The sequence below is a fragment of the Thioalkalivibrio sp. ARh3 genome (assembly GCF_000377265.1).
GTDB lineage: Bacteria > Pseudomonadota > Gammaproteobacteria > Ectothiorhodospirales > Ectothiorhodospiraceae > Thioalkalivibrio > Thioalkalivibrio thiocyanoxidans.
Window position 1 is genome coordinate 107,607 of record NZ_KB897948.1, and the last position, 12,223, is coordinate 119,829.

The 12,223-nt window shown below is 64.8% G+C and carries 9 protein-coding genes; 3 read left to right on the forward strand and 6 right to left on the reverse strand.

From position 1 onward, the window contains the following. Positions 1-276: 276 nt before the first annotated feature. On the forward strand, positions 277-1,515 hold the full coding sequence (locus tag C995_RS0105335) for an MFS transporter (RefSeq protein ID WP_018863960.1): 1,239 nt from the start codon (positions 277-279) through the stop codon (positions 1,513-1,515). Between the two features lie 183 nt (positions 1,516-1,698). Beyond that, positions 1,699-2,637, forward strand: coding sequence for a hypothetical protein (locus tag C995_RS0105340; RefSeq protein WP_026278962.1), 939 nt, complete (start codon positions 1,699-1,701; stop codon positions 2,635-2,637). 54 nt (positions 2,638-2,691) lie between these two features. Here the strand turns inward: C995_RS0105340 and C995_RS0105345 are convergent, their stop codons facing one another. Continuing rightward, a complete protein-coding gene (locus C995_RS0105345; protein ID WP_018863962.1) occupies positions 2,692-3,816 on the reverse strand; it encodes a site-2 protease family protein in 1,125 nt (374 codons plus the stop codon). A 224-nt stretch (positions 3,817-4,040) separates the two neighbouring features. Beyond that, complete coding sequence (locus C995_RS0105350; protein WP_018863963.1) at positions 4,041-5,573, reverse strand: AAA family ATPase; 1,533 nt, start codon at positions 5,571-5,573, stop codon at positions 4,041-4,043. Between the two features lie 228 nt (positions 5,574-5,801). On the opposite strand from C995_RS0105350, the gene C995_RS0105355 reads away from it, so the two are divergent. After that, positions 5,802-7,244, forward strand: a complete 1,443-nt coding sequence (locus C995_RS0105355) for a diguanylate cyclase (protein WP_018863964.1) — start codon at positions 5,802-5,804, stop codon at positions 7,242-7,244. A 105-nt stretch (positions 7,245-7,349) separates the two neighbouring features. Here the strand turns inward: C995_RS0105355 and C995_RS0105360 are convergent, their stop codons facing one another. The 4 genes from C995_RS0105360 to C995_RS0105375 all read right to left on the reverse strand — a co-directional run bounded on the left by C995_RS0105360 (position 7,350) and on the right by C995_RS0105375 (position 12,087). After that, entirely contained in the window at positions 7,350-10,022 is a 2,673-nt protein-coding gene (locus tag C995_RS0105360; protein ID WP_018863965.1) for an AMP-binding protein, read from the reverse strand. A gap of 342 nt (positions 10,023-10,364) precedes the next feature. Next, the gene (locus C995_RS0105365) at positions 10,365-10,697 is read right to left on the reverse strand and encodes an antibiotic biosynthesis monooxygenase (RefSeq protein WP_018863966.1); all 333 of its coding nucleotides are present in this window, start codon (positions 10,695-10,697) and stop codon (positions 10,365-10,367) included. A gap of 56 nt (positions 10,698-10,753) precedes the next feature. After that, positions 10,754-11,074, reverse strand: coding sequence for a hypothetical protein (locus C995_RS0105370; RefSeq protein WP_018863967.1), 321 nt, complete (start codon positions 11,072-11,074; stop codon positions 10,754-10,756). A 233-nt stretch (positions 11,075-11,307) separates the two neighbouring features. After that, complete coding sequence (locus C995_RS0105375) at positions 11,308-12,087, reverse strand: NERD domain-containing protein (RefSeq protein ID WP_018863968.1); 780 nt, start codon at positions 12,085-12,087, stop codon at positions 11,308-11,310. Positions 12,088-12,223 lie beyond the last annotated feature (136 nt).

Sequence of the window (12,223 nt, forward strand, 5' to 3'; positions counted from 1 at the left end):
GGGCGGCAACACGGGCTGCTGGACTGGCCAGATCCCCGCACTTGAAGGGACAGACGCCCGATCCACATGCACCGGCTGTGCCGGGGAACCCTGTACCGATTCTTCACTGTGCCAGCAGAGCAGCTTGTGCAGCCCGATGCCGCCTCTCGCAGCCCCCCGCAGCCCTGCCACTCCGGCAGGCCCGCCGCCTGCCCCGTATCCAGCCGATTTGACTAGCGCCCTGTCCCGCGCCAACCCTTGTCTGAGTGCTTCCGGAAAACTTGCCAGGCGGCCCCCATGACCGAGACCTCAGACATACGCAGAAAGGGCTTCATCGCCCACATGGCGACCGTCTTCATCAATGCCCTCAACGACAACTTCTTCCGGCTGGTGGTCATTTTCATCGCCATCCGCCAGTTCGTCGCCGAGGGGGAAGGCACCTTCTACTACAGTCTGGTCGGTTTCGTCTTCCTGCTCCCCTTCGTGGTGTTCTCGCCCTGGGCAGGCTATATCTCGGACCGCTACAGCAAGAAAGTCGTGATCGTCACCACGCGTCTGGCCGAGGCCGCGGTACTACTGGCCGCCGCGCTGATGCTGATCACCGAAAACTTCATCGGCTTGTTGGTGACCACGTTCCTGATGGGCCTGCAGAGCACGTTCTTCAGCCCGTCCAAATTCGGCATCCTGCCGGAGATCGTGCGCTACCAGCAGCTCTCGCGCGCCAACGGGCACATACAGTTGTGGACGTTCCTGGCCATCATCCTCGGGACAGCACTGGCCGGCTTCGTGATGGAGTTCGCTGGCGAGGACCTGTGGATACCGGCTGCACTCATCGTGGCACTGTCCCTCACTGGCCTGGTGACGAGTTTCTTCATCACCCCGACCGGGGCCACCGACAACCCCGCACCGTTCCGAATCAACCCGCTTGCGACGATCGTGCAGTCCATCAACGAGATTCGCCCGCATCGAGTCCTGTTCCTGGTGATTCTCGGCATCGCGTGGTTCTGGACGCTGGGCACGCTGTACCAGCTGAACGTCCCCCTGTTCGCAGAAATCCACCTGGAGCTCGGCGAGCTTGCAACCGGCATCATCCTGACCACGCTGGCGCTCGGCATCGGTGCCGGCAGCATCCTGGCCGGCTATCTCTCGCGCGGGACCATCGCCATGCACCATGCCCCGGCCGGAATGATCGCCGCAGCCCTGTTCAGCGCACTGCTGTACTTCGCCGCCGACAGTTACCAGGCAACCCTGGTGCTCATGGCCCTGCTGGGTGTCGCCTCCGGATTTTTCATCGTGCCGATCACGGCCTACCTGCAGGGCCACAGCCCCGCCGAGCGACGCGGCCGCTTCATCGCCGCCAGCAATTTCCTGGCGTTCGCCGCGATGCTGGTGGCCCCGGTACTGTTCTGGCTGCTCACCGGCCCGGCAGGCATTACACCGGCACTGGTCTTCGTGACCGGCGGGCTGGCTTCGCTACTCGTCGGACTGGCGTCCTGGCGGCTGTATCGCCGGCACCACGCAGAAGCGAATGCCTGACACCGCCGGACATCGGCAACGTACTTCGAATCCGGGCCGCTCGAGCGAACTTCGAACCTCTCGCCCTGCCGGTTCTTCCAGTCAGCGTGACCGGACCTCGTTCGTGCTTACCGCGTCGCACAGCAGGTACTGGCACTTTCCGCCGGCCTTGACCAATCTCACCGTATGGACACGGAACAACCCTTGTGCCTCCACCTGCCGCCGGGACGGTCACCCCCGCGGCGTAGCCGCCTGATTTCGGCCGTGCTGGCCCTGGCGGTATTGGGCGGCGCGTGGGTCCCGGCGTCTGCCCTCGAGTACGGACCACTCCCGGAGCGAATCGAAGACGCAACCGCAGGCATCGAGCGCACGCCTCTGGATGCCGAACCCATACGGCTGGACTCCGATCAGGATAACGACACCGTCATGGTCCGGGTGGACGCCATCCTCGAGCATCCCTTCCATCAGGTGTCCCAGGAATTCCGGTCCGCGGCCGTATGGTGCGAATCCCTCTTCCTGCATATCAATGTGAAGGCCTGCGTCCACCACGGGGACGGCGAGCGGTCCGGCATCGAACTCTACATCAGCAGAAAGCGCTTCCAGCGCCCGGAAAACGCCTATCGGATGGACCTGGACTTCCGGGTCCAGATCGCCGAGGAGGACTATCTGGCCGTGAAACTCGCAGGGGACCGGGGGCCCTACGGCACCCGGGACTACCGCATGACCCTGGAGGCCGTGCCTCTGGATGCCGAGCGGACCCTGATCCACGTTCGGCATGCCGTTGATTACGGAGCCCTGGCCCGGGGTTTCCTGAACCTCTATCTCCGCTTCGGCGGCGGGGATCGGGTCGGCTTCACCGTGGTGGGGGAGGATGACGCCGGGAGGCCGATTTACGTCGACGGTCTGCAAGGTGTCATCGAGCGCAACGTGATGCGCTTCTACCTGGCATTCCAGGCCTATCTGGAGACCCTTGAGTTCGCGGAAGAGGACCGTCTGGCGTTCCGCATGGCGCGCTGGTTCGAACTGACCGAGCGCTATCCCGAACAGCTGCGGGAGCTGGACGAGAACACCTACCTCCGGCAGAAGGAGATGGAATGGCGCGAACAGCAAAGCCTGCAAGTACAGCGCGACGACCGCAATTGATCCTCTATCCGCCTCCTCGGTCTCTCCGAGGGAAACCTCAAACCAACGGCCTCCCTAGCGGTGGAGCTCCATGTGCATCTCGATACTGCGCAGGAGCTGCTGGCGATCGATCCAGCCGATGGCCCGGCCGGATTCCTCCATCACCGGGATCTGGTTGAGATTGCGTTCGCTCATAACCTGCAGGACTTCCTCAGCCTTCGCATCCGGCGCAACACGGCGCAGTGAATCCTCCGGAGTCATGATCTCGGTGACCCGGGTATCCGCCCATCGGTCCCGCGGCACCTTGCGGCTGTCGCTCAGGGTCACCAGCCCCAGGACCCGCTCCGGCCTGCCGACCAGAAACGAGCGGCGGCCGCCCGGGAGGACGAACCGGTTGATCCACTCCTCAATGGACGCATCCGGGTTCACGAAAGGCGGCTCCGGATTGGCCAGATCCCGCGCCCGCACATCCGCCAGTCGCTCTCGCATGTCATACATCCGGCCCTGCGCCTCGGCCATGTTCAGCAGGAACCAGGCAATCAGCATGATCCAGAGGCCTCCGATCAGGTTGCCGATCACGACGAGATTCCAGAAGGCGAAGGCAAACAGGAGAAATGCCACCATCCGCCCACCCCAGACCGCAGCCTCTATGGCTCTACGCGCATCACCGGTGAGCTTCCATATCACCGCCCGGAACACCCGCCCCCCGTCGAGCGGGAACCCGGGTATCAGATTGAACACCGCCACGATCATGTTGATCAGCGCGAGCCAGCCCAGCGCCACCGGCACCGGTTCGTACCAGTCAGCAGTCGCCGATGCGAGGGCCCAGAAGGCCACTGCCAGGGCGGCACTCACCGCCGGGCCGGCAATAGCAATCCAGAACTCGTCTTCTGCCCGCTCGGTATCCCGCGTCATCTGGGCCAGGCCGCCGAAGATGAACAGGGTTATGGATTCCACCGGTACGCCCCGACGGAGGGCCACCACGCTGTGTCCCAGCTCATGGGCAAGGATCGATGCAAAGAACATCAGGGCCGTTACCACTGCAGTGCCGATCACCATCGACAGGGTCCACTCTGGATAGTGGTAGTGGAAGCCCGTGCTCATGGTCACCAGCAGCAGGATCAGGATAAATACCCAGCTGATGTGGATCTGGATGCGGATGCCGCTAATGTGGCCAAGAACCAGGACCGCTTTGAACATTCTTCCGCTCCTTGGGAAACACTGATCAATGTACACGCTCGCGCTCGAGTCGCTTTTGCGTGCGAACAAGGCGCGGTGACTGCCGTGCAGTCATTCTGCACGAGGGAGCCAGACTACACGGCCCGCCACCCGCCAGACGGCGCCTTACCTGACCTCTCCCACCAATCGGCCTGGGCCGAGACTCCACCCCGAGTTCCGGTTTCGGCGGGCCAGTGGTTCGGTTCCTAGTCGGGCCCCTTCGGCGACCCGCTTGCGGTACTCCCCGCCGCCTCTGGCCTGGAGGCATTGATCGCTCGCTGGAACACCCAGCTCTTGATCTCGCGGATCTGCTCCACCATGGTCCGCGACAGCGGCACTGTGTTGATCACGTTGCGGATTACGTCGCGCTGATTGAACAGCCGCCCTTCCCGGTAGGCATCGATGCGCGCCGACTTTACCGCCTGTTCAATCTCTGCCCCGCTCCAGTCCTCGGTACTGGCCGCCATGTAATTCAGGTTGAAGTCCTCGATGTTTCCGCCATAGCGCTCGACGTGGATGCGCAGGATCTCCTTGCGCTCCTCCGCCTGTGGCAGGTCGAGGAAGAACAGCTGGTCGAACCGACCCTTGCGCATCAGCTCGGCCGGGAGCTGCTGGATGCGGTTCGCGGTCGCCGCCACGAACACCCGGGGCGGCTTCTCCTGCAGCCAGGTCAGAAAACTGGAGAAGATGTTCACATTGCCGGCGCTGCCCGGTGCCTGGCTGTCGAACCCAAAGGCGTTCTCCAGCTCGTCCACCCACAGCACCATCGGCGCGATCTCCTCCGCGATCCGCGTGGCCCGTGCAAAGGCATATTCCGGCGTGCCGAAACTGCCCGACAGCACCAGACTCATGTCCAGCCGCACCAGCGGCAGTCCCCAGGCGGTCGCGATCGCCTTGGCCGCCATGCTCTTGCCGCAGCCGCTCACCCCCATAAACAGCACACCGGCCGGAAGCGGCACGTCGTCGCGCCAGGCCTTCTCGGTAAACAGATCCGCACGGGTGCGCACCCAATCCTTCAGGTTCTCCAGGCCACCAATATCGTCCAGCGAACGCTGCGGCGGGTAGAACTGCAGGCAGCTCTCCTTGCGCAGTATCTGGCCCTTCTCCTCCTGGATCTCCGCCAGCATCTCGGCCTCGGGCATGGGCTTGCCGCGGAACAGCCGTGCACTGAGGTGCCCGACCTCGTTCAGCGACAGCCCGCGCATGCCCGCCGCCAGGCGGAACAACTGCTCGCGCGAAACCTCGGAGGCGCCAGTCACGGCCTCCAGCTGTTCCAGGACCTCTTCCTCCGACGGCAGATCCACCTCGATCAGGAAGACCTCCTTCTTCAGGATCTCCGGCAGCTTCAGCAAAGGACAGCTGAGAAACACCACATCCCGGCTGTTTTTCAGTCGGTAGTACAGGTCACGCACCCCGCGTACCAGCGCCGGATTGCCCTCGAACCAGGTGGGCAGGTCCTTCAGCAACACCATCCGCGGGCCCTCGGCACGCCCCGTTGCGGCGCGGGCAACCGCCTGCAGCGGATCGGTCGTCGGCGCATCCGGGGCGTCGCCATCAAATCCGGTACTCGCCGACCAGACCTCGAGGTGTCCCTCCTCGCCGTAATACGAGCGTGCAACCGCCCCCAGCAGCCGCTCCATGCGGTCCTCGTCCCAGCCCTGGAGGTAGAACACCGGGTAGCGCGACTTGAGTCCGCGCAGGATCTTGCGCACCGTGCGATCTTGAAGCGCTGTTGCCATTCACTTCCCCCGTTACGGCACCCGCTTGTGCCGGCTGCATGTGTGACAGACCCGTGATGGCCTTGGTGTCGCCCTCCCCGCATCAGGTCCGCGGAAATGTGCCTCGCCTGTGCTATTACTTATACAAGTAGCACCCAGCGATTGTCGCATCTCATGCTTGCCCCGACCGGGGGTTCAGGCATGCTGGAAAAAACGGGCGCGGTTGTTCGCCCGACCAGGGGGGTATAGATGGCGTTGGAAGACCAGGACCACTTCAACGCATTGATCGTCGACAATGCAGCGGTCTGGATCAATTCTCTGGATGTAGAGGGTCGTATCACCTTCTGGAACCGTGCGGCTGAGCGCATCAGTGGCTATTCCCGCGAAGAGGTCCTCGGGCACGCCATGATCTGGGAGTGGCTGTACCCGGACCCCTACTACCGCGAGGCGGTGTTTGCCCGCGCCCGCCAGATGATGCAGCAGGGCGAAGGCCTGCAGGGATTCGAGACCACCATCCGCACGCGCTCGGGCGACGAGCGTACGCTGGAGTGGCACTCCGAACAGCTGTTCGACGCGAACGGACGGTTGCTCGGGGCCAGCTCTGTGGCGCACGACATCACTGCTCGTCGGCGTCTGGAGGCCGCGCATGACCGGCAGCATCGCTTGCAGCGCCTGATCGCCGAGATTTCCGCCGAACTGATCAACATCACGGCCGACCGGATCGACACCGTTGTCGAAGAAAGTCTCGCCCGGCTGGGCATGTTCTTCGCCCTTGGGCGAGCTTACGTGTTTCGCTTCGATGTCCGCGCCGGGCAGATGAGTCTGGTGAGCGAATGGTGCGCGGATGACGTCCAGGCCTACCGGGACCACCTTCAGGCGATTCCGCTGGAGACACACAGCTGGGTCACCTCGCAGGTGCTCGCAGGAAAGGTGGTCCACATACCCGACGTCGACCAATTGCCGCCAGAGGCCAAAGCAGAGCAGGCCGAATTCCGTCGCGAGCACATCCGGTCTCTCCTGCTGATCCCGCTGATCAGTGACCAGAAGGCCTTCGGAATGGTCGGGTACGATGCTGTGGAACAGCCTTATCGCTGGACCGAGGAGCAGATTACCGCGCTGCGGCTCGTCGCGGACATGATCGCCGGCACCCTGGCGCGCAAGCAGGTGGAACAGGAACTGGCCCGTCAGGCACGAATCGACGGGCTCACTGGCCTGGCCAATCGGCGCGAGCTTGATGACCTGCTGGAGCGCGAGTGCGCGGCACGGCGCGAACGCTCCCTCTCGCTGCTGATGATCGATATCGACCATTTCAAGCCGTACAACGACGCCTTCGGGCACCAGGCGGGGGATGACTGCCTGCGCGCGGTTGCGGACGCCATTCGCTCCGTACTGAACCGCCCCTCGGATCTGGGCGCCCGCTACGGCGGCGAGGAATTCGCCTGCGTGCTCGCCGATACCGACCCCGAAGGCGGGCTGCAGGTAGCCGAACGCATCCGCGAGGCAGTCTCCGCGCTCGAGCTGAAACACCCGGAGAGCGCCGAACCACACGTCACGATCAGTATCGGCATATGCAGCGTGCACACCCGCTGGCCGATCGAACCCAGGGCCCTGATCCGCCAGGCGGACGAAGCGCTGTACCACGCGAAACGGGCCGGCCGAAATCGAGTCGAGGCGCAGACACTACGACGCTAGATGTGATCTCTCAATAGGTTATCCACGGGGCGCCTCCGATGAACGGCCCGCAAGCGCGTGTGGCCCGATATGCCCCCATGGCGCCGCCTCGCCTCGTATGAGCCACTACCGCTCGTCTTCGGCCGCGGGTTCCCCTCCCAGGTCCCCGAGTGCGGCCTGAAGGGTCTGCACGATCTCGCGCTCATCCTGGCCGCAGGCATCGACCGAAATCGGCTCGCCAATGATCACGCGCACCTTCTTGCCAGGCTGCGGGAAGATCCGACCCGGGGCCATCACCTCGCGTGTACCCTCGATCCATATCGGCACCACCGGCACGGGCTGCGCTGCGAGCACCAGTCCGATGCCGGGCCGCAGGCGCTGGAGACTGCCGTCCGGGGAACGCTGCCCTTCCGGAAACCAGACCAGGCTATGGCCACGCTGCACCGTAGCGGCAGCCTGCAGGAGACTGCGCCGCGGTGCCGCGGCTGGATCCACCGGCAGAATGCGCGCGATGCGGCTGAACGCGCGGGAGAACCGGTTGGAAAACAGATAGGCCTCCAGACCCGCCCAGTACAGCGCCTCCAGCTGCCGCGTGCTGAACGCCGGCAGCAACGCCAGCGGGTCCACGAAGCTCAGGTGGCGCGGCGCGAGGATATGGGGACCCGCGTCCGGATCGGGGAGACGGCCCTGCACCTCCACCCGCATCAACAATCGGGCCAGCAGCCGCGCACCCCCGAGGAGCAGACGCCCGGCCACCCGGCCGGCCGTCCCTGGTGGCTCCAGAGCACGCTGCTGGGCGGAGTCGAGGGAAGCCTCGGGATCCTGAAGCTGCTGCTTGAGCTCCCCTCGCCCTTCCTTCGCCTCCGCGGCTCCGGCCGCCTCCTTCAGCAGGTCACGCACCGTTTCCACGCGCTCGATCGCCGAATCGTCGAGGTCGATGGCGGCGCGATCCTCCAGCGCAAGCGTCAGATCCACCCAGTTGAGCGAATCGATCCCGAGTTCGTCTGCCAGCATGCTGTCCGGCGTCAGACGCAGGTCATGAAACCGTTCGGCGAGATAGGTCCATGTCTGTTCCGCTGCGGGATCCGACAGCAGCTGCTGGTCTTCCGGCGCCCAGGATTCCGGCGAAACCGGCTCCGGCCGCGCCTCGGAGACGGTGTCCTCCCGGCCCAGCTCCTCGAACAGCTCTTCCAGCTTGTGCCGACGCAACTTGCCCAGGCGCGTGCGCGGCAACGGGTCGAGCGCAACGCGCACCGTGCCCGGGCGATGATGGCTTGGCAGTTCCTTCGCCGCCCGGTTCACCGCCTCCTTCAGGCGCTTCTCGAGATCGTCGCCGGTCACCTCGCGCAGCAGACCCGATTCGGGCACAACGACAGCGGCCAGGCGATCTTCGTGCGCCAGAACCCCGGCCTCGCGTACGTCGTCGATCGTCTTCAACGTATCTTCCACCCGTTCCGGATCAACGTTCTCGCCGCCCGAGAGGACGATCATCGAAGATTCCCGCCCGTGCAGGTGCAGATAACCGTCATCGTCGATCTCGCCGGTATCGCCGGTGCGGTACCAGCCGTCTTCGTCCAGGGCTTCCTTGGACTTGTCCGGCAGGTTCAGGTAGCCGGAGAACACGTTCGGCCCGCGCGCCATCACCTCGCCACGCCCGTCGCCAGACTGCGAATCGTCGATCTTGAGCTCGACTCCGGGCAACGGCAGACCGGCGGCCTCGATCTTGAGCCGATCCGGCGGGTTGTAGGTCAGGATCGGGGAGGTCTCGCTGAGGCCGTAGCCGGTCGCCACGTCCCAGCCCAGCGCCTGCAGGTTGCGCGCCAGCTCCGGATCGAGCGCCGACCCGCCAGCGACGACCAGCCGCAGGCGCGGGGCCAGGCGACTGTGCAGGCCCTTCAGCAGCCTCCGGCCGAGGTTGAGACCGAGCCGGCGGCGCGCCAGCCTGGAGACACCGATGATCCGCCGGAACACGAACGCCGCCAGCCCGCCGCGCCCCGCGACCCGATCTTCCAGGGCCTGCCACACAGCCTCGTACAACCGCGGCACCCCAAGCATCACCGTGGCCTCGCCCTCGCGAAGCGCGCGCACGATCTGCGGACCCACCAGCGAGAACGGCACGATGATCGTCGCGCCCAGGGTCAGCGGAATCAGGATGCCCACGGTAAACGGATACACATGGTGAAACGGCAGGGGCACCAGCACCCGATCGCGATCGTCCGCGAGCTCCTGGTCGCACAACGCCTCCACATTGCTGCTCAGGTTGGCATGCGTCAACGGGACCCCCTTCGGCGGCCCCGTGGTGCCGGAGGTATAGAAGATCGCCGCGATATCATCCGGGCCCGCAACCGGGTCTGCCGGCTCCTTCGCGAGAAGCCCCTCCCAGGCATCCGCAGCATCGGCGTCCGCATCGAACAGGTAGGTGCGTACCTCGCCAAGTGCCTCGGGGAGCCGGTCCCTGAGCTTCGTGGTGGTGAAGATGAACCGCGGTGCGGAATCCGAAATCGCGTGGTCCAGGTCCTCGCGCGGCATCTGGGTATCCAGGGGCACCAGGACCGCACCGGCATTCATCACGCCCAGGGCCGACACCACCCACTCGGCGCTGTTGGGAGCCAGGATCAGGACCCGGTCGCCCTGCTCGACTCCGGCCTGCTGCAGCCCGGCCGCCAGGCGCCCCGCCCGTTCGAGCAGTTCCCCCCGCGAGAGGGCATCGGAGCCATCGCGGCTCATGGAGACGACCGCGTCCTGGTCCTCGCGAACGGAACGGGAAGACAGCAGTTCCCCGATGGTTTGCGCGCTCATCCTGAAATCTCCCGTACCAGAGCCTGCTCGCCCCGTCAGGCCGTGAGGCGGCGGCACAGCAGATTCGCCAGCAGCGCCTCGCGGCGTTCAGCACTGTATCGAGGAATGATTCGCCGTCTCTGTCATCCCCTCGAGTCTGGGAGCATAGAACACAGAGGAGGATCTCGAGTTTCACAATCCCCGTTCTGGCCGGACTGGCGAGGGCGCCAGGCCCTCAAAGCCCCGCGCCTTGAGGGCCTGACAGAACAAGAAATCACGGGTGTCCTCTTCCCCTCGGGGTTAGCGGGCATCCCGACCGATCTCCATCGGGCCCAGACCTCAGGCTTCCCCACGACCGAAGCGTCAGGGAATACTTGTGTCGTCCGTTCCGGGTGGGTCGACGCGCCATTCGGCGTCCGCGAATTCGCCAATGACCCGCACGTCCACGCACGCCGCCTGCTCTGCGATGATGCGGCGCACATTCTCCGGCTGGTCCGCCTCCATCGCATCGCGCTGATCCTTCGATTCCCAGTGCGCGATGGCCAGAAGTACATGCGGGTCGCCAATCTTCCGGTGCAGCCGGGTGCCACGGGCGCCGGGGGCCTGCTGGATGATGCGGCTGGCCCGCACCCAGGCATCGGCGTACTGCTCGGCGGAACAGCCCGGCCGGAGGTGGATCTCGAACACGAAGATCATCCGCTTCCCTTCACTGCGGCGGGCCCTGCCGGTACCCGCCCTGCGCCCTGCAGCGCTCAGTCGTGGAAGATGATGCGGGCGCCGGAGGGGTCAATATCAATACGAGAGCTGGAATACTCGCAGGCGTCCGCGATGTCCTTCAGCTTTGGCATGTCGTTGAGCTCGGCCAGTTTCCGCAGCAGGCCACCACCTTCGCAGTTACGCTGCATCCCGCTGTCCGGCTCAGCCGTGCACCCGAACTCGCTTCCATCCACCGACCAGTCCATACCCGATGGCATCATCAAAACCACCGGCTCCTCGTGCATCACCTGGAATTTCACTCGTCCCGCGTTTCGTCCGTCCTGCCAGTCCACGGTCGGGATGTTATCGCTGGCCATGAGGTCACTCCTTCCCGGTATCCCGGGCAGTCTCACGAGGCCGTTATGGATCGCGTGTGACATTCCCCGGTCTTCCCTCTGACGCTAGACCGCCTTCCGACAGTCCACAAGCAGCGCCACCCCGTTGTCGGGCCTCGCGAGCTCATATTGAGATGTAGTCATGGCTGCGCTCTTCTCTGATATATCGCCATCCGGCCAATCCGCACCGATCACCTGACCGCCCCCGCTCGGCTCTACGGCAGGGCCTTAGTCTCGCGACACGCGGGGTACTGCGAGCAGCCCCAGAACTCCTGGCCCGCCCTGGCACCCTTACGCGCCTTCCGCCTCACCATGGCACTGCCGCATTTCGGACAGTCCGGCGTGGACGGCGCCGCATGCCGCTCGCGCAAACCCTCCACGTGCGCCCTGCGGGTCTGGCGCGAACGCTCGAGGGCGCAATTCTGCAACGTTGCGAGTATGGCGTGGACCTCGTCTTCGCTCCACGCCTCATCCCGGAATGAGCGGATGTAACTCACCAGCCCCAGGCCACGGACCACGTTGTCCGGCATCGGCGTCTTGAACGCGCTGCCACCGACGAAAACCACCACCGAGTGAATCTGCCCCGGGTCCACCCCCAGCACCTCGGCCACCGCCCGTTCATGGCGATAGTTCTGACGCAACGGGTTCTGGAAACGGAACGATCGCCGGTAGAGCTTCTGCGTCCACTGAGCCTGGCGCTCACTCCCGAAGATCCAGCCCCGCATATTCTTCGTCTCGATGACGAAGACCCCGAATCGCGACACCAGCACATGATCGATTTGCGTGGTCCCGTCCGCGGTCTGGAGCATAACGTCGTGAACCACGCGGCCCGACTGGCCGCCCAGGCCAAAAGACAGAATCAGGCGCACCCACAGCTCGCCAAGCCAGCCCTTTACCTTCGGAAACCGAGCGACTGCAACCAGCGCCCCAAGTATCCAGGCCCACCAGAACTGCAGGGCCGCGTTCACGAAGGCTGCGCCCAGATCGATATCCATCTCGCCCTCCTTTCCGTTCCCGGGAGTCCGACGCAATCCCGGGTGTCCGCTTCCAGCGTTTCGGTCCTTCATGATGTTACCGAAGCCCCACCCCGTTATAGCCTTGATAGGATCGACGGGACGGGTACAGCCCATC